Annotated in this window: 21 protein-coding genes and 1 pseudogene; 19 read left to right on the forward strand and 3 right to left on the reverse strand. The window is 35.7% G+C overall.

The genetic code is table 11. The features are described 5' to 3' along the window. From K5S59_RS23695 to tlp, 10 genes and pseudogenes are all read left to right on the forward strand, one after another. Positions 1-1,151 (forward strand): alpha/beta hydrolase family protein (locus tag K5S59_RS23695; RefSeq protein WP_236078351.1); only part of this gene is annotated, 1,151 nt, incomplete at its 5' end. 164 nt (positions 1,152-1,315) lie between these two features. Beyond that, positions 1,316-1,624, forward strand: a pseudogene (locus K5S59_RS23700) (choloylglycine hydrolase); the annotation flags it as partial. 11 nt (positions 1,625-1,635) lie between these two features. After that, on the forward strand, positions 1,636-1,818 hold the full coding sequence (locus tag K5S59_RS23705; RefSeq protein WP_162937143.1) for a phosphopantetheine-binding protein: 183 nt from the start codon (positions 1,636-1,638) through the stop codon (positions 1,816-1,818). Between the two features lie 21 nt (positions 1,819-1,839). Further along, positions 1,840-2,223, forward strand: coding sequence for an SDR family oxidoreductase (locus K5S59_RS23710; protein ID WP_120450724.1), 384 nt, complete (start codon positions 1,840-1,842; stop codon positions 2,221-2,223). After that, positions 2,211-2,525 carry an SDR family oxidoreductase gene (locus tag K5S59_RS23715; protein ID WP_120450722.1) on the forward strand — a complete coding sequence of 105 codons (315 nt, stop codon included), beginning with the start codon at positions 2,211-2,213 and terminating at the stop codon, positions 2,523-2,525. Before K5S59_RS23710 ends, K5S59_RS23715 begins: the two co-directional genes overlap by 13 nt. Before the next feature lie 134 nt (positions 2,526-2,659). Beyond that, on the forward strand, positions 2,660-2,884 hold the full coding sequence (locus tag K5S59_RS23720) for a hypothetical protein (RefSeq protein WP_120450720.1): 225 nt from the start codon (positions 2,660-2,662) through the stop codon (positions 2,882-2,884). A 415-nt stretch (positions 2,885-3,299) separates the two neighbouring features. Further along, positions 3,300-4,247 (forward strand): 3'-5' exonuclease, encoded by a 948-nt coding sequence (locus K5S59_RS23725; protein WP_120450718.1) that lies wholly within the window; start codon positions 3,300-3,302, stop codon positions 4,245-4,247. Between the two features lie 141 nt (positions 4,248-4,388). Then, a complete protein-coding gene (locus tag K5S59_RS23730) occupies positions 4,389-4,532 on the forward strand; it encodes an FbpB family small basic protein (protein ID WP_001254697.1) in 144 nt (47 codons plus the stop codon). 43 nt (positions 4,533-4,575) lie between these two features. After that, on the forward strand, positions 4,576-4,710 hold the full coding sequence (gene sspN, locus K5S59_RS23735) for an acid-soluble spore protein SspN (protein WP_000527987.1): 135 nt from the start codon (positions 4,576-4,578) through the stop codon (positions 4,708-4,710). 99 nt (positions 4,711-4,809) lie between these two features. After that, positions 4,810-5,007: a small acid-soluble spore protein Tlp gene (gene tlp / locus K5S59_RS23740; RefSeq protein ID WP_001133509.1), complete on the forward strand. Its 198-nt coding sequence runs from the start codon at positions 4,810-4,812 to the stop codon at positions 5,005-5,007. A 28-nt stretch (positions 5,008-5,035) separates the two neighbouring features. On the opposite strand, the gene K5S59_RS23745 is transcribed toward tlp, so the two are convergent. Then, positions 5,036-6,328, reverse strand: a complete 1,293-nt coding sequence (locus K5S59_RS23745) for a glycoside hydrolase family 18 protein (RefSeq protein ID WP_001994679.1) — start codon at positions 6,326-6,328, stop codon at positions 5,036-5,038. Positions 6,329-6,437: 109 nt separating this feature from the next. On the opposite strand from K5S59_RS23745, the gene K5S59_RS23750 reads away from it, so the two are divergent. After that, positions 6,438-6,857: an acyl-CoA thioesterase gene (locus K5S59_RS23750; RefSeq protein ID WP_000495808.1), complete on the forward strand. Its 420-nt coding sequence runs from the start codon at positions 6,438-6,440 to the stop codon at positions 6,855-6,857. A gap of 28 nt (positions 6,858-6,885) precedes the next feature. Here the strand turns inward: K5S59_RS23750 and K5S59_RS23755 are convergent, their stop codons facing one another. Together K5S59_RS23755 and plsY are read right to left on the reverse strand one after the other, a co-directional pair. Further along, positions 6,886-7,176 carry a HesB/YadR/YfhF family protein gene (locus K5S59_RS23755; RefSeq protein WP_001054449.1) on the reverse strand — a complete coding sequence of 97 codons (291 nt, stop codon included), beginning with the start codon at positions 7,174-7,176 and terminating at the stop codon, positions 6,886-6,888. 108 nt (positions 7,177-7,284) lie between these two features. Beyond that, positions 7,285-7,881, reverse strand: a complete 597-nt coding sequence (gene plsY / locus K5S59_RS23760) for a glycerol-3-phosphate 1-O-acyltransferase PlsY (RefSeq protein WP_000258967.1) — start codon at positions 7,879-7,881, stop codon at positions 7,285-7,287. 225 nt (positions 7,882-8,106) lie between these two features. On the opposite strand from plsY, the gene K5S59_RS23765 reads away from it, so the two are divergent. The 8 genes from K5S59_RS23765 (at position 8,107) to K5S59_RS23800 (ending at position 19,025) form a co-directional block, all read left to right on the forward strand. Continuing rightward, a complete protein-coding gene (locus tag K5S59_RS23765; protein ID WP_120450716.1) occupies positions 8,107-9,963 on the forward strand; it encodes an anaerobic ribonucleoside triphosphate reductase in 1,857 nt (618 codons plus the stop codon). Next, positions 9,960-10,412, forward strand: a complete 453-nt coding sequence (nrdG, locus tag K5S59_RS23770) for an anaerobic ribonucleoside-triphosphate reductase activating protein (RefSeq protein WP_000867058.1) — start codon at positions 9,960-9,962, stop codon at positions 10,410-10,412. Before K5S59_RS23765 ends, nrdG begins: the two co-directional genes overlap by 4 nt. An 18-nt stretch (positions 10,413-10,430) precedes the next feature. Then, entirely contained in the window at positions 10,431-11,108 is a 678-nt protein-coding gene (locus tag K5S59_RS23775; RefSeq protein WP_001044677.1) for a response regulator transcription factor, read from the forward strand. Between the two features lie 202 nt (positions 11,109-11,310). Continuing rightward, positions 11,311-12,552 (forward strand): S1C family serine protease, encoded by a 1,242-nt coding sequence (locus tag K5S59_RS23780; protein WP_000542632.1) that lies wholly within the window; start codon positions 11,311-11,313, stop codon positions 12,550-12,552. Between the two features lie 79 nt (positions 12,553-12,631). Then, complete coding sequence (locus K5S59_RS23785; RefSeq protein ID WP_000151390.1) at positions 12,632-13,045, forward strand: CoA-binding protein; 414 nt, start codon at positions 12,632-12,634, stop codon at positions 13,043-13,045. 375 nt (positions 13,046-13,420) lie between these two features. Beyond that, positions 13,421-15,385, forward strand: coding sequence for a DNA topoisomerase IV subunit B (gene parE, locus K5S59_RS23790; protein WP_001062208.1), 1,965 nt, complete (start codon positions 13,421-13,423; stop codon positions 15,383-15,385). Between the two features lies 1 nt (position 15,386). Further along, positions 15,387-17,810, forward strand: coding sequence for a DNA topoisomerase IV subunit A (gene parC / locus K5S59_RS23795; protein ID WP_120450714.1), 2,424 nt, complete (start codon positions 15,387-15,389; stop codon positions 17,808-17,810). Between the two features lie 183 nt (positions 17,811-17,993). Beyond that, positions 17,994-19,025 carry an oxidoreductase gene (locus K5S59_RS23800; RefSeq protein WP_098258707.1) on the forward strand — a complete coding sequence of 344 codons (1,032 nt, stop codon included), beginning with the start codon at positions 17,994-17,996 and terminating at the stop codon, positions 19,023-19,025. The last annotated feature ends 8 nt before the right edge of the window (positions 19,026-19,033 follow it).

The following is a 19,033-nucleotide window of genomic DNA, read 5'->3' on the forward strand; positions in this document are numbered from 1 at the left end:
GGGTAGAAGCGGAAACAGGACAGAGAGTGTTACTCAAAGAAATACTGTCAAATCCGACAGTTGAAAATCTCGCAGAGATTATTGCAGGCAAAAAGGCAGAAGAATATATGCCGATACCAACTGCAGAAATCAAGGCATATTATCCGATTAAGCTAGATCCATCTGGAAAAATAAATGATTTTCAACTCAGCATGTCGTTTAGTCCTGTTGCAGAGCGTCCATCATATAGTAAGACTGAATCATTTGTTGATAAAGAAGTAGTAGTTGGAAGTGGTGCGTTTCCATTACCAGGAACATTGTCTGTTCCGAAGGGAAATGGTCCTTTCCCAGCGGTTATTCTTGTTCAAGGATCTGGAGCAACTGATCAGGATTCAACAGCGTATGCTTTAAAACCATTTCGTGATTTAGCTGAAGGTCTTGCCTCAAAAGGAATTGCTGTCCTTCGCTATAATAAACGAACTTATGAACATGGATTGAAAATACAATACAGTCCTTTTTATACAGTTGATAAAGAGACAACAGAGGATGCTCTTCTTGCGACTCATTTTCTTCAAAATGAATCTCTGATAGATAAGAATCAAATTTATATTCTTGGTCATAGTCAAGGTGGAATGATGCTACCGAAAATGATTGAAAAAGACCAAAATCAAAATATTGCAGGGGCAATTGTGATGGGAGGGTCAGCCCGTACAATCCAAGATGTTGTTTTAGATCAATTTGAGTATCTTTTTTCTATTAGAGAAATGAAATCGGATGAATATAAATTTTACAAATCGCAATTTGAATTATTAAATGATCCCAATTTCTCTAGTCAGAATCCTCCAAAAGATTTTTATTTAGGATCAGCAGTATATTGGGATTCTATCCGTAAAATTAAAGCAGCAGAAATGTCAAAAGAACAAAGAACACCACTTCTTATTCTTCAAGGAGAAAGAGATTATCATATTCCATCAAAAATCGAAATTCCTCTTTGGAAAGAACAATTAAAAGAACGAGATAACGTTGATTATCGACTATATCCAAAGTTAAATCACTTCTTTACAGAAGGAGATGGAGAATTAAGTAAACCGGATGAATATTATAGTCCTGCTAATATCCCTGAGTATGTTATAAATGATATTGCTGATTGGGTGCAAGGAAGATCGAAATAAAATTAGTACCATATTTTTTAATAGAGGTCACCATACATGCCTATCAACGTACGGATAGAAATTAAATGGTTTTTTGTTCAAATAAACTAAATAAAGGGGTGTTCTTTATGTGTACTAGTTTGACATTACAGACATAAAGAGGTCAGCATCTTTTTACAAGAACAATGGATCTTACATTAGATTTCAATTAAGGAGTAATAATAGTTCCTCGAAGTTATCAATGGAACAATATAACTGGTGAAACCATTGAGGCGAAACAAGCTGTTGTCGGGAGGGTAATTAACCATCAAGGAAGGATTATCTTATAGATGAAAAGAAAACGAATCTGGCCCCATTTGCTTAGTCTCACACAATTCAATTTTATCGAAGAGTTAAAGAAATCTGTATATAGTATTACCTTTTTGGATGTACTATTACCTGTTTTAGGAGTTATTCCATCGCTCCATTGGATTTTAGCGGATAAATGGGGAGATTGAGATCAAGAGTGAAAAAATATGTAGCGCGAAGAAATGAAACGGAGGAAAAATTTTGTGAGATAATTGAGGAAAGCTTACATGTAAAACAGATTGAAATTGATGATAATATTTTTGAACTCGGTGCCAACAGTATTAGTATTATTAGTATTGTAGGGAGGAGAATTAGAGCGGGTATTAATATAGCAATTTAAAATGTTTATGAAAATCAAACAGTGAAAAATTCATACGAATATTTGAATAGTAAAAGTGGACATTTTGAAGAATATGGTGAAATGCATTTTGATAAGCACAATAAATTACTAACTACAAACATATTTGATAATGAGGCTAGAGTTATAACCAATAACCTAGGAAATGTACTTGTGACAGGGGCTACAGGATTTATAGGTGCTCATATAGTAGCCAATTTGATTGATAATGAAGAAGGAAAAGTATATTGCTTAATACGCTGTGAAAATAAAAATCATGGATATAATCGTTTAAAGAATATACTGAATCATTCTTTTGATGGAAAATATGATAACATTTTAGGAGAGAGAATCATTATTGTTTCTGGTGATGTTTTAACAACTAATTTAGAAGTATGTTACCATTAGATATAAAAACAAAAATACATTCAGCTGCGAATATAAAACATTATGGTTTATATATGGATTTTCATAAAATCAATGTTGATGGTAAAAAGAATATTGTGGATTATGCAAAAGGAGTACGTGCTACATTAATTCATATTTCAACCATAAGTGTAGGTTCTATTTTACCACTAGAGGCTGAAAATTATATTTTTACAGAAAGAGATTACGTTAAGAATCGGATTATAGAATCACTGTATGTAAGAAGTGAATTTTTGGCGGAAAAGGTAGTTTTGGATGCAGTTGTTATTAGAATTGATAATTAGACTAATAGATCTAGAGATTTAAGGACAATGATTGATTATCGGAAAAACAGATTCAACTATAGTATAAAAATATAGTTGAATGCTAAGATGGAGCTATCACGCCGGTAGATGAAACAGCATTAGGGATAATTGCATTGTTAAAAAAACGTGTTAAACAATATAATATGTTCCATCTGTTCAATGATAATCTTGTTTCATTTAATAAAGTCCGCAAAGCATTTGAACATATAGGGATTTGCTTACATGTTGTGGATAATAATGATTATGTAAATATAATCAAAAACATCGAAAGTAATAATAAAAAGAATAGTATCAATAATTTAGTGGCGGGGCAGCAGAAAGAGAAACTAAAGCCGTGACTTTAGACAATAGTTTTACAGCAAACTTCTTGAAAAAGATAGGGGTTAAATGGAGTGAAATAGACCAAGATTATCTTAATAAATGGGTTATGCACTATGCTGCAATGAGGTACTGGGAATGCTATATTGATTGAGTAATTAGTTAATATGACATATCAATGTAATTAAACAGAAGCTATAAAAGATGGTGTTAGCGAGAATTTGCCAACACTATCTTTTATATCATATTTGCTGCTCAATATTGACATATGCTCTCTGTTCCTATAATTATTTGGTGAATAATCCCTTTAAATTTGAAGCTCTTTGTACAGCCTAGATATTATTATAACTGTTGTTTTTTCTTTTTCATTAAACAGCTTGCTCATGGGATGATAATAGAAATTGAAAGATAATAATAAATTGAGGAGAGTATGTTGTGGGACATTTAACTTTGCCAGGAGATTATGTTGTAATTGATTTTGAAACAACAGGATTTAACCCTTATAATGATAAAATTATTCAAGTCGCAGCAGTGAAATATCGTAATCATGAACTAGTAGATCAATTTGTTTCCTATGTGAATCCAGAGCGTTCAATTCCGGACCGAATAACGAGTTTAACAGGTATTACAAATTATCGTGTTTCGGATGCACCGACGATTGAAGAAGTGTTGCCTTTATTTTTAGCGTTTTTACATACAAATGTAATTGTCGCTCATAATGCATCTTTTGATATGCGCTTTTTGAAAAGTAATGTGAATATGCTTGGATTACCGGAACCTCAAAATAAAGTGATTGATACTGTGTTTCTAGCAAAGAAATATATGAAGCACGCGCCTAATCATAAACTTGAAACGTTAAAGCGAATGCTTGGCATTCGTTTAAGTTCTCATAACGCATTTGATGATTGTATTACTTGTGCAGCAGTTTATCAAAAATGTGCCTCTATTGAAGAAGAGGCGAAAAGGAAATCAAATACAGAAGTGCTTGATGAAACGGCAGTATATGAAGCAATAAAAGGGATATTTGTACGAAATAAACGTGATATCGAATGGGTTCGTTGTATGAATGTAGGAAGCTATTTAGATATAAAAGCTTTTTATCCAGTTATGAGGGTGAAAGTAAAAGGACGAAAGAAATACATATTAACAGAGATATTAGAAGATGATGTGAAAGAAATATGTACGAGTTTAAAATGTGAACCGGCGTTAAAAAGTGAAGTTGGTAATACGAGAATTATGCTTACTAGCTTAGAGGACGTCTTGAAATTAGAAAGTTATATTTTAGAACAGTATGATTTCGTACTACAAGCGCTGCATGATTATAAACAAAGTGAAATGAATGCAGATGAAAAGTTAAAAGAGTATTTAAATATTATGGTATAAAAAACTCCGTGTACAATAAAACGTACACGGAGTTTTTTTAGGAGTACTAAAACATAAAATTTTCTTGCAAATCTGATTAAAGAGTTTTTCCTTTGCTCATACTATGTATAGTAAGAATGCGAAAGAGAGAGGGTGAACAGCGTGAGAAGAAGTCGCCGTAAATCATTTGACGAACTTGTGAAAGAAAATAAACAACAATTATTAAGCGATCGCGATGCAATCGATCGTATTGAAGAGCGTATTGAAAAACGTTATGAAATGAAACTTTTTAAGCAAGCTGAATAATTCTTAACACTAGTACGATACTAGTGTTAAGGAGGCGATAGTAATGGGTAATCCGAAAAAGAATTCAAAAGACTTTGCACCGAATCATATTGGAACACAATCAAAAAAAGCTGGTGGCAATAAAGGAAAGCAAATGCAAGACCAAACGGGCAAACAACCGATTGTTGATAACGGTTAAAGAAAAGGAGAATATTGTATTCTCCTTTTTTATGTATAAATTTGAGGGAAGATAGGTAATTTAAGATGATGTGTATATACAATGTTAGGAGGAAAGTACATGCCAAATCCAGATAATCGAAGTGATAACGCTGAAAAGTTACAAGAAATGGTGCAAAATACAATTGATAACTTTAATGAAGCAAAAGAAACAGCGGAGCTTTCTAATGAAAAAGACCGTTCTGCTATTGAAGCAAAAAATCAAAGACGTTTAGAAAGTATTGACTCATTAAAAAGTGAAATCAAAGATGAATCTTAACAGAATGTACAAAAAGGGCTGACTTTTGTCAGCCCTTTTTCGTAATTGTAAAGTTTTCAACGAGTAAACGCCAATTTTGTGGAAATGGCAAGCCGATCTTCCAATAACTAATACCGCCAATGCCTTGTTCTTTCATTAAATTGAATTTACTTTGAATAGATCTCGCATCTTCAAACCAAACTTCGTGTTGTACACCGTTTTCGTCAAAGTAATTGAAATGTGGAGCTTGAGCTGTGAAATCATAGCGGATAGGAACATTGTATTTACGAGCAAGTGCAACAGCTGCAACAGAGCTAACTGCTTTTGCTGGTGGGTTTCCTTGTTTGAACGGAAGTTTCCAATCAAATCCGTATAAATTTTGCCCCATCATAATTTTTTGTGGCGGCATTTGAGATTTTGCGTATTGAAGTACTTCTTTTACAGGACCGATAGGAGAGATTGCCATCGGTGGTCCGCCCTGCCATCCCCAGTCATATGTCATAATGACGACGAAATCAACAATTTGTCCTTGTGCTTTATAATCGTGAGCTTCGAAAAATTTTCCCTTTTGATTGGAACTTGTTTTCGGTACAAGCGTTGTACTTAATGTGTATCCGCTAGGTAAGCGTGTTTTCACATTTCGTAAAAAACGATTATACGCTTCGCGATCTTCGGGTGCAACACTCTCGAAATCAAAATGAATATCTCGCATACCGTACTTCTCAGCAGTTTGCAAAATGTTTGTGATAAATTTGTTTTGAATTGTTGCGTCCCGTAAAATAACTGATGTCAGATCGGCACTGAAATTTCCATTTTCAATATTTGTAATAACGAGCATAGGGATGGTGTTACCTTGCGTTGCAATATTAGCGATTTTAGCTGTTTCAGTTGGTTCTTTTAATGTACCATCTCTTTTTGCCTCGAAACTGAAGTAAGCTAAGTATGTTAAAAATGGATTAATAGCACGTGTAGCATTAACTAAACTTTCTTTAATAGGTATTGTTGAAGGTTGTAAATAAGCGATGGATTCTACTGCTCGTTTCGTCCCTTTCGGTATATATAATTGCTGTCCGACATGGAGAATGGATTTTAAAGATAAGTTATTCACTTTAGCTAAGCTAGCGAGAGGAACGTTATATGTTTGAGAGATTCGATAGAGGCTATCGCCAGGCTGTACATAATAGTTATTTCCTTTCGTATTTACAATTAGCGCCTGACCAACGACGAGTGTTTCAGATGGATTTAGTCCATTGTCTTTTACTATTTCATCAGGTGTTGATCCATATTTTGATGCCAAGCTATATACGCTATCACCGCTACGAACAGTTACAATTTGAATCATATGCTTGCTCCTTTCGGTAAAAGATTCACTGTTTTTATTTTATTTTTGATGTCACTGTATTATGATTAAATGTATGCAAGGTAGCAGAAGTGAAAGAAGGCGAATAGAAATGTTTGTAGCAGAACATGAAGTTGAAATCCGTTATGCGGAGACAGATCAAATGGGTGTTGTTTACCATTCAAACTATTTAGTGTGGCTGGAACTAGGTCGCACGAAACTTATACAAGATTTAGGATTTTCATATGTTGAAATGGAGAAAGAGGGCATTATTTCTCCTGTGTTAGACTTGCAAATTTCATATCGTAAAGCGATGCGTTACGGTGAAAAAGCAATTGTGAAAACGTGGGTGGACACTGTGAGCCCGCTTCGTGTTGTATATGGATATGAAATTTATAATGGCGATGGAGACCTTTGTATTACTGCGAGTACGACGAATATTTGTGCGAAAAAAGAAGGATTCAGGCCCGTATCATTTAAAAAGTTATATCCTGAGTGGTATGCGAAATATGAGGAAATTAAGAAAAAATAAAAAAAGTGTGGCAGAAGCCACGCTTTTTTTATTTTTCATAATTAAATTGCGGGAAATCATCACCGTCGTTAAATGTAACAGATAAATTATGTCCATCGAAGAACCACTCATCATCGCCTTCAATAAAGAAGTTAATACCTTCTTCTTGAGTTTGAACAGCAGGATGTGCAGGGTCATCTTTACGAATACCTAAAGAAAGTCCTTTTTGCACAGTACTGCAACCGCCGTATTGTACGAAAAGACGTAGTGTTTCACCCGATTGTAAGTTTAATTCGTTTTTATACCATTGTGCTGCTTCTTTTGTTACGGAAAGATTCATGTATAGTTCCTCCAAATTATGTTGCTTTTTCTTTAGTATAAAAAATAACGCAAAAAGACGCTATTAATATGCTTCACGTTTTCTTTTTGCGTTATGTGGGTTACGATCTTATTTTTGCTTTTTTGAAAAGTTTGCTTTCGGTTCAGTTTTATTTATAATTCGTCCGATATTTGCACGGTGTTTATAAATAACCATACCTGCTAATAAACACATCGCAATAATGAAGATTTTATCCCCGCTAACAATGGATGCAATAACAGCAACGACGGCTGTTACCATAGAAGAAAGTGATACGTATCTTGTTGTAAATAAAAGGCTGAAAAAGACAACAGCTAATATTGCAAAAACAACTGGTGAGTAGCATAATAGCACGCCAGCAGAAGTTGCAACAGCTTTACCACCACGGAATTTTGCGAAGATCGGATATACATGTCCAAGAACAGCTGCTAATCCGAACCATAGTGGGTGTACATCTAATCCGAAAATAATCGGTAGACTTGTTGCTAATGTACCTTTTAAAATGTCAGCAATTGTAACGATAAAACCTGCTTTTTTCCCTAGTGTGCGGAATGTATTTGTTCCGCCTAGATTACCGCTTCCGTGCTCACGAATATCGATTCCGTAGCCGATTTTTCCAACTACTAGTGCGAATGGAATCGAGCCAAGTAAGTAGGCAACGATAAATAAAAGATATGTAGTAACCATAAGTTCAGTCTCCTTTATTCAAATGTGTTGATAAAGGGTAAAAAGAGTTTTTCCCGTATATTGTACCATACATTTGTAAAGAGCACATTTCTTTTTTGTAAATGAAAAATTCATTATTTCGTGAAAAAAATTTCACAGGAATGTTACATTTCTCACAGAAACACTAAGACTATATGTAGTAACATTTTAATTAAAGGACAACAACATATTGGTGGAGGGTTATAAATGTTACAACGAAATGTACGTGGAGAAGAATTAATGAAAGTGTTTGAGACGATTGTCCACGGTAGTGAGCAAGATTTAATGCAAGAAAATGCAAATGTAGATGGCCGCTCTCCGATGGGAGTAATGGGAACGTTCGCATCAGAGAGTGCGAAATATTATGCAGTTGAAAATTTATTGTCAGATCAAGTGAAAAAAGCAATAAATCAAAATATATTATATCCACATGACTTAGATTTTTATGCGACAGGAACGACGACTTGTTCGCAAATTCCGTTAGCGCAAATGCTTGCGAACGGTTTTCATACCGGACATGGGCATATGAGACAACCGCAGGATATTAAAAGTGCATTGGCTCTTTCGTCTATTATTTTTCAGGCGAATCAAAATATGCAGCACGGTGGTCAATCATTTGCACTCTTTGATATTGATTTAGCTCCATATGTGAGAAAAACAGTAGCGAGACATAAGGAGCGATTACAGTCATATCCGCTTACGAAAGAACAAATAGATGAATTTGCATGGAAAGAAACAGAAAATGATACGTATCAGGCGTGTGAAGCTTTCGTTCATAATTCCAATAGTATGCATAGTAGGGGCGGGGGACAAGTACCGTTTATTTCTATTAATTATGGAACAGACACATCAAAAGAGGGACGGTTATTAGTTAGACAGCTTTTAAAAGCGACCCAAGCTGGTCTTGGTAAAGGAGAAACACCAATTTTTCCTATTCAAATTTTTAAAATGAAAAAAGGTGTGAACTTTGAAGAATGTGATCCGAACTATGATTTATTTGAATTAGCGTTAGAGACAACGGCTGAACGATTATTTCCTAACTTTTCATTTTTAGATGCGTCGTTTAATGCAGTACATTATGACGGAAGACCGGAAAGTGAAGTATGTTACATGGGATGTCGTACCCGTGTTATGTCTAACATACATGGAGAAGAAACAGCGATTGGAAGAGGTAATTTATCATTTACGTCTATCAACTTAGTGAAATTAGCGCTAATTAGTGGTTCAAAAGAAGCATTTTTTGAAGCTTTAAATTATTACTTAGATATAGGAATTCAGCAATTATTAGAGAGATTTGAGTATCAATGTACGAAGCGAGCAAGAGATTTCCGATTTTTATATTCGCAAGGTGTATGGCGCGGTGGAGAAAAGTTACATCCTGAAGATTCTGTAGCATCCATTTTAAAGCAAGGGACGTTAAGTCTTGGTTTTATCGGTCTTGCGGAGTGTTTAGTAGCTTTAACAGGAAAGCATCATGGAGAAGATGAAGAGTCATGGAAACTCGGGTATGAAATCATTTCCTTTATGAGAGATAGAATGGATAAAGCGAGGGAAGAACATGAACTGAATTTCTCAGTAATTGCAACTCCTGCAGAAGGGTTATCAGGGAAGTTTGTGAAAAAAGATAGAGAAGAATTTGGTGTGATTAGCGGTATAACGAACCATAATTATTATACGAATTCATTCCATATCCCAGTTTACTATAACATTCAAGCGATAAATAAAATTCGTTTAGAAGGACCTTTCCATGCCTTATGTAACGGAGGACATATTACGTATATTGAGCTAGACGGAGCAGCTATGCATAACAAACAGGCGTTAAAACAAATTGTACGAGCGATGGCAGATCATGGCGTTGGATACGGTTCAATTAATCATCCAGTTGACCGTTGTAAGTGCTGTAGTTACCACGGAGTTATTGGCAATGAATGCCCAAGCTGCGGAAATGGAGACGAGGCTAATATAGAAAGAATTCGCCGTATTACAGGCTATCTTGTAGGAGATATGTCGAAGTGGAATAGTGCAAAACGTAGTGAAGAGATGGATCGGGTGAAGCATAAATGAAAGTGATGAATATTATTCATGATAGTGTAGTAGATGGAGAAGGGTTGCGGACAGTCGTGTTTTTTGCGGGCTGTCCGCATCGTTGTTTCGGTTGCCATAATCCGAAATCGTGGAATATTTGTAATGGAACTGAAATGACAGTAGAAGACATTGTGAAAGAGATTGCAAGTAATCCATTAACTGATGTAACATTTTCAGGTGGTGATCCATTTTTTCAAGCTGCTGAAGTGAAAAAAGTAGCAAAATCTGTGAAAGACTTGAAAAAAAATCTATGGATGTATACAGGTTATACGTTAGAAGAGATACAGAGTTCTCAAAATAATGATATGATAGAGTTGTTACAGTATGGGGATGTTTTAGTCGATGGAAGATTTGAAATCGAGAAAAAAGATTTAACACTTCCATTTCGCGGAAGCTCCAATCAACGTATTATTCGATTGAAAGAGTAAAAAGGCGGGATAGATGATATGAATAAAACAGTATTACTTGTTGAAGATGAAAGAAGACTACGTGAAATCGTTAGTGATTATTTTCGTAATGAAGGCTTTGAAGTAATCGAAGCAGAAGACGGAAAAATAGCGTTAGAATTATTTGCAGAGCATGAAATTGATTTAATTATGTTAGATATTATGTTACCAGAAATAGATGGATGGTCTGTTTGTAGACGAATTAGAAAAGAATCAGCAGTACCAATTATTATGTTAACAGCACGTTCAGATGAGGATGATACATTACTAGGGTTCGAATTAGGTGCAGATGAGTATGTAACGAAACCTTTCAGCCCGAAAGTGTTAGTAGCTCGAGCGAAGACGTTATTGAAACGTGCGGATGGAGTGGTAGGAGTAGCGGAAGAAAATGCTATGTCCCTAGCTGGAATAGAAGTAAATCGTTTATCTAGAACGGTGTTAGTAAATGGAGAAGAAATTATATTGACACATAAGGAATTTGAACTTCTTGTTTATTTAATGGAGAACAAAGGAATTGTGTTGTCACGTCAACATTTATTAGATCAGTTATGGGGATATGATTATTACGGTGATGACCGAACGGTGGATACTCATATTAAAAAACTACGAAATAAGCTAGGAGAAAAAGCGAAGCATATCGGTACTGTTATTCGAGTTGGTTATAAGTTTGAAGAATAATTGTAATGGATTGTGTACTTTAGCCTAGGGAAATGTCGATTTTATATCCTCTTTGGCAGGTAGAATGTACAAAAAATACTTTTCTTGTCTACAATGATAGATAAGAGTATTTTTTTAATTGGATTTCACGATGAGTTCACAAGAAGGACACAAACTGTGACTATACTGAAAATACGAATTCACCAGAGAGGGGAAATAAAACATGGGATATTACGACGGACCGAATTTAAATGAAGAGCATAGTGAAACGAGAGAAGTGAGAAAATCAGGCGGTAAAAAAGGTTATTTTTTCACAGGTTTAGTCGGAGCGGTAGTTGGAGCTGTCACAATTAGTTTTGCGGCACCATATATGCCATGGGCTCAAAATAATGGAGCGGCTGTATCATCATTCAGTTCGGATTCAAAAGTTGAAGGTACTGTAGTTCCTGTTGTCAATAAAGCTAAAAATGAAACTGATTTACCTGGTATGATTGAAGGCGCGAAAGATGTTGTTGTAGGTGTTATTAATATGCAACAAAGCATTGATCCATTTGCAATGCAACCAACAGGCCAAGAACAACAAGCTGGTTCAGGATCAGGTGTTATTTATAAAAAAGCAGGAAATAAAGCATATATTGTAACAAACAACCACGTAGTAGATGGAGCGAATAAACTTGCTGTAAAACTAAGTGATGGTAAACAGGTAGATGCAAAACTAGTAGGGAAAGATCCTTGGTTAGATTTAGCTGTTGTTGAAATTGACGGGTCTAATGTAAATAAAGTTGCCACTTTAGGTGACTCAAGTAAAATCCGTGCTGGTGAAAAAGCAATTGCAATCGGTAATCCACTAGGGTTTGATGGAAGTGTAACGGAAGGTATTATTAGTAGTAAAGAACGTGAAATTCCAGTAGATATTGATGGCGATAAACGTGCGGATTGGAATGCTCAAGTTATTCAAACAGATGCAGCGATTAACCCAGGTAATAGTGGTGGTGCGTTATTTAACCAAAACGGTGAAATAATTGGGATTAATTCAAGTAAAATTGCACAACAAGAAGTTGAAGGGATTGGATTTGCTATTCCAATTAATATCGCAAAACCAGTTATTGAATCACTTGAAAAAGACGGAGTAGTGAAACGTCCAGCTCTTGGAGTAGGTGTCGTTTCATTAGAAGATGTGCAAGCTTATGCAGTAAATCAATTGAAAGTACCAAAAGAAGTAACAAACGGCGTTGTGTTAGGTAAAATTTACCCAATATCACCTGCAGAAAAAGCTGGTTTAGAGCAATATGATATTGTAGTAGCATTGGATGATCAAAAAGTAGAAAATTCACTTCAATTCCGTAAATATTTATATGAAAAGAAAAAAGTAGGCGAAAAAGTAGAAGTTACATTCTATCGTAACGGTCAAAAAATGACGAAAACAGCTACTTTAGCAGATAATTCAGCTACAAAGAATCAATAATTGAAATAAAAGAAAGTCTCTTTCGTATTGAAAGAGACTTTCTTTATCGGCTATACTAAAGGAATAGGAGGGATAAATTATGACAATTGAAAACCCAACTCGTACGGAAATTGGTGAAGTATTAAAGAAAAGCAAAACGATTGCAGTTGTTGGATTATCGGATAAGCCAGAACGTACATCGTATATGGTTTCAAAAGCAATGCAAGATGCTGGGTATCGCATTATTCCAGTGAACCCAACAGTAGATGAGGTGCTTGGAGAAAAAGCAGTTTCTTCACTAAAGGATATTAAGGAACATGTTGACATTGTAAATGTATTCCGCCGTTCAGAATTTTTAATGGATGTTGCGAAAGAGTTTGTAGAGATTGATGCAGACGTTTTTTGGGCACAATTAGGAGTGCAAGATGAAGATACATATAAACTGTTAAAAGAAAAAGACTATACTGTAATAATGGATCGTTGTATTAAAGTAGAACATGCGATGACAAAATAGTATAGATTTTAAAGGTAGAAAGATTGATTCAGCCCTCATTATAGGCAAGTAGGGCCGATGAACGAGGTGTTCATCATGAGATTTTTTAAAGGCTGTTTTTGGGGATTATTACTCGTTATCCCATTTTGGATATTGATCATTTGGATCATGATAAAGGTTTGGAATGTGTAATCTTGGCATACATATCCATTTCTCGTTGACAAACGATTATTTTTCTGAAATAGTAGCCTAGAGGAATCCTTGTGAAAAAAACAAGGATTTTTCTATTGAAAATGGTATATAAAAGAGATAAGATAACTTGCCAAAACTATAGTCGAGGCGTTATTCTATAGTAGAAACATATGTTCTTATTTGATTAGGAAAGGGGCAAGGAGTTTGGCGAAGCATCAGTTCCAATATAATGAAGATGCAATTCAAGTGCTAGAAGGACTTGAAGCCGTTCGAAAACGCCCGGGTATGTATATCGGGAGTACGGATAGCCGTGGATTGCATCATTTAGTATATGAAATAGTAGATAACTCCGTTGACGAAGCGTTAGCGGGATTTGGCGACGAAATTTCTGTCGTAATACATAAAGATAATAGTATTAGCGTTATAGATAAAGGGCGAGGAATGCCTACGGGAATGCATAAACTTGGGAAACCTACACCTGAAGTTATTTTAACTGTACTTCATGCTGGTGGTAAGTTTGGTCAAGGTGGTTACAAAACGAGTGGTGGTTTACATGGTGTTGGGGCATCAGTAGTAAACGCCTTATCTGAATGGTTAGTCGTAACGATTAAGCGTGACGGGAATATTTATGAACAACGCTTTGAAAATGGCGGTGTTCCTGTAACGACGCTTGAGAAAATCGGAAAGACGAAAGAATCTGGTACGACAATGCATTTCAAACCAGATACGACGATTTTCAGCACAACAAATTACAATTACGAAACATTATGTGAAAGATTACGTGAATCTGCATTCCTATTAAAAGGAATGAAAATCTCAATAAAAGATGAGCGAAATGATTTAGAAGATGTCTTTCATTATGAAACAGGAATCGAAGCTTTCGTTTCATACTTAAACGAAGAAAAAGATTCAATCCATCCGGTAGTATATTTTACTGGTGAACAAAATGGAATTGAGGCAGAGCTAGCATTTCAATTTAACGATGGCTACTCAGAGAATATTCTTTCGTTTGTAAATAATGTACGTACAAAAGATGGTGGAACACACGAAGCTGGATTTAAGACAGCAATGACTCGTGTGTTCAATGAGTATGCTCGTAAAGTTTCACTATTAAAAGAAAAAGATAAAAACTTAGAAGGTACAGATATTCGTGAAGGTGTAGCGGCTATCGTTTCTGTACGTGTACCAGAAGAAGTACTTCAGTTTGAAGGACAAACGAAGGGAAAACTAGGTACAAGTGAAGCTCGTTCTTCAATTGATGCCATTGTATCAGAGCATTTAGCTTACTTTTTAGAAGAAAACCCGGATGTTGCTACACTTCTTGTGAGAAAGGCAGTTAAAGCAGCGCAAGCACGTGAGGCTGCTCGCAAAGCGAGAGAAGAAGCACGTACTGGTAAAAAGAAAAAGAAATCAGAAGGTACATTAAGTGGTAAGTTAACACCTGCACAATCACGTAACCCACAGAAAAATGAACTGTACCTAGTGGAGGGTGACTCTGCCGGTGGTTCCGCGAAACAAGGTCGAGACCGACGTTTCCAAGCGGTATTACCGTTACGTGGTAAAGTAATCAATACAGAAAAAGCAAAACTTGCGGATATCTTTAAAAATGAAGAGATTAATACAATCATTTACGCTATTGGCGGTGGTGTAGGGAATGAATTCGCTGTTGAAGATATTAACTACGATAAAGTTGTAATTATGACCGATGCCGATACAGATGGTGCGCACATTCAAGTATTGTTACTAACGTTCTTCTACAGATATATGAAACCACTTATCGAAGCTGGCAAAGTATTTATTGCACTTCCTCCTTTATACAAAGTAAGTAAAGGAAAAGGTAAGAGTGAAGTGATTGAGTATGCATGGTCTGATGAAGAATTAGATGGTGTAACAAAAAAGGTCGGTAAAGGCTATATGTTGCAGCGCTATAAAGGACTTGGCGAAATGAATGCTGATCAATTATGGGAGACAACTATGAATCCTGAAACGCGTACGTTGATTCGTGTAAAAATTGACGATGCATCAAGAGCGGAGCGCCGAGTTACGACATTGATGGGTGATAAAGTAGAACCTCGCCGTAAATGGATCGAACGAAATGTACAATTTGGTATGCAAGAAGAAGGAAATATTTTAGAAAATGAAATGATTATGGAGACGGAGGTGGAATAACATGCAGGCAGAGAAGTTTCATGACCTCCCGCTTGAAGACGTGTTAGGTGACCGCTTTGCACGTTATAGTAAATATATTATTCAAGATCGCGCGCTTCCAGATGCGCGTGACGGTTTAAAACCTGTACAGAGACGTATTTTATATTCTATGTATGTAGAAGGAAACGTACATGATAAAGCGTTTCGTAAATCAGCTAAAACAGTCGGTAACGTTATTGGTAACTACCATCCACATGGTGATTCTTCTGTATATGAGGCGATGGTACGTTTAAGTCAAACTTGGAAAGTACGTAATGTTTTAGTTGAAATGCATGGTAATAATGGTAGTGTTGATGGCGATCCAGCAGCGGCAATGCGTTATACGGAAGCCCGCTTATCACCAATTGCATCTGAGTTATTACGTGATCTTGATAAAGAAACAGTAGAATTTGTGTCAAACTTTGATGATACGAGTGAAGAACCTGTTGTGCTTCCAGCGATGTTCCCGAACTTATTAGTGAACGGATCTACAGGAATTTCAGCTGGTTATGCAACAGAAATTCCTCCGCATCACCTTGGGGAAGTAATTGATGCGACGATGATGCGTATTGATAAGCCGAATAGTACTGTTGATGATTTATTAACAGTTATGAAAGGACCAGATTTCCCGACAGGTGGTATTATTCAAGGGATTGATGGTATCAAAAAAGCGTATGAAACAGGAAAAGGTAAAATTATTATTCGCGGAAAAGCGGAAGTTGAAACAATCCGCGGTGGTAAGCAACAAATCGTTATTACAGAAATTCCGTATGAAGTAAATAAAGCGAACCTTGTTAAAAAAATGGATGAATTACGTCTAGATAAAAAGCTAGATGGAATTGCTGAAGTACGTGATGAGACAGATCGTACTGGTCTTCGTATTGTCGTAGAGTTAAAAAAGGAAGTAAATGCTGAAGGTATTTTAAATTATTTATATAAGAATACAGATTTACAAATTCCATATAACTTTAATATGGTAGCGATAAATAATCGTCGTCCGACACTTATGACATTACCTAAGATTTTGGATGCATATATTGGACACCAAAAAGAAGTTGTAACAAAGCGTTCTCAATATGAATTACGAAAAGCAGAAAATCGTCAGCATATTGTTGAAGGGTTAATGAAAGCATTATCAATTTTAGATCAAGTAATCGAAACGATTAGAGCTTCTAAAGATAAGCGTAATGCGAAAGATAACTTAAGTGCCAAATTCGGCTTTACAGAAGCACAATCAGAAGCAATCGTTTCGTTGCAACTATACCGTTTAACGAATACAGATATTACAGCACTAGAAAAAGAAGCGGATGAATTAAGTACAAAAATTGCAGAATTACAGGCAATTTTACAAAGTGAAAAAAGACTTCTTCAAGTTATTAAAACAGATTTGAAGAGAGTAAAGAAAACATATAGCGATGATCGCCGTGCTATTATTGAAGAACAAATTGAAGAAATTAAAATCGATGTGGAAGTGATGATTCCACAGGAAGATGTCATCGTTACTGTAACGAAAGAAGGATATGTGAAACGAACAGGTTGGCGTTCGCATAATGCATCGAACGGAAAAGACTTCGGTATGAAAGAGGGTGACATCTTACTGGAGCGATTCGATACGAATACCACAGAGACAGTTCTCTTATTTACGAATAAAGGAAACTATATATATCTGCCAGTATATGAAATGCCAGAAATTCGTTGGAAAGATTTAGGTCAACACGTTGCGAATCTCGTTTCGCTTGAGCGGGATGAAATGATTATTTGGGCGACTGTCGTACCGAATTTTGAAGAAGAAAAACGATTTATCGTATTTTTAACAAAGAATGGCATGATTAAGAAAACAGAATTAAACCAATATAAAGTACAGCGTTATTCAAGGGCGTTCGTTGCTGTAAACTTGAAAAAAGATGATGAAGTAGTAGATATATTTGCGACAGATGGAACGAGTGATATCGTTCTTGCAACCTATGGTGCATATGCACTTATTTTCCATGAAGATGAAGTAAGTCCAGTCGGTGTAAGGGCTGCTGGTGTGAAAGCCATTAATTTAAAAGAAGATGATTATGTTGCTTCTGGTAAACCGTTAAATGGTGAAAAAGATCAACTTATTCTCGTAACGCAGCGTGGTGCTGTAAAACGTCTAAAAGCATCAGAAATTGAGAAATCAACAAGGGCGAAGCGAGGTCTTGTTATTTTCAAAGAGTTAAAACGTAATCCATATCGTATTGTCGGTATTGAAATTGTTCGAGATGATGAACTAGTTTACATGAAGACAGAGAAAAACATTGTAGAAGAAATTGATCCGAAAGCGTATCGAAATAAAGACCGGTATAGTAACGGTAGTTTAGTACTAGATGTTAATGATACAGGTGAAGTTATTGAAACGTGGACGAAAAAACGACCGGAGTAAAGAAAAGCATCTTGCTATGAATCATGGTAAGATGCTTTTTTCTAGGCAAATTATTATGTAAATAATAATATTCTTGTTATAATAACTGAATGAAATCGTTCTCATAAAGTGAAACTTTAATCAGTGGGAATGTTCTTTATCCCCACTGATTATTAGTTGAAGCCGGATAGATGGAGGGGCAACATGAAAAAAATAGGTGTAGGGATTGTAGGATTTGGGTTTTCTAGTACAACATTTCACATCCCATTATTACAAACGATAGAAGAATACGATATTCGTGCTATTTTATCTTCAAAAGAAGAACTAGTGAAACAAGCAGTACCAAATGCTGAAGTTGTTGACACAATTGAGGAATTAGTAAATCGTACTGATATTGACTTAGTGGTCATTACTTCACCGAATACAACTCATTTTCCATATGTAAAAGAAGCAATTTTACATGGTAAGCATGTAGTTGTGGAGAAACCATTCGTTGTTTCAATTGAAGAAGGGGAAGAGCTTATTTCGTTAGCAGAGCAACATAATGTGGTAGTAAGTGTATATCATAATCGTCGTTTTGATAATGATTTCTTAACGATAAAGAAATTGTTAGAAGAAAATAGAATAGGAAATTTATACGCATATGAAGCGCATTTCGATCGTTTTCGCCCGAATGTACGTGATCGCTGGAGAGAAAAGAACTTACCAGGATCAGGAATATTATATGATTTAGGCTCGCATTTAATTGACCAAGCATTATCATTATTTGGGAAACCAGATGCGATAAGTGCAGATGTAATCAAACAACGACCAGGTGCAGAAATTGATGATTACTTCCATGTTATACTTCACTACGGTGTGAAACGTGTCACTTTACATAGTAGCAGTTACGTAAAGCAAGCAGGCCCACACTTTACACTGCATGGAGATAAAGGTTCTATCGTGAAATACGGTATGGATTCACAGGAAGAGCAATTAAAAAATGGAATTAAGCCAGGCGATAACGGTTATGGAGCAGACGCTGAAGAGAATTTCGCTACTTTACATACGGAAGAAAAGTTAGAGTGTATTTCGACAGAAGTTGGCTGTTATGACATGTATTATAAAGGTGTAAGAGATAGTATTGTAAATGGTGAAAAACCACCTGTAACAGCACAAGAAGGCTTAGAAGTTATTAGGCTTATTCAATTAGCGATTGAAAGTAGTGAAACGGGTAGAGTCATTCCTATAAAGTGAAACTTTAA

This window comes from Bacillus sp. BML-BC051 (assembly GCF_019656175.1).
Taxonomy (GTDB): Bacteria; Bacillota; Bacilli; order Bacillales; family Bacillaceae_G; genus Bacillus_A; species Bacillus_A mobilis.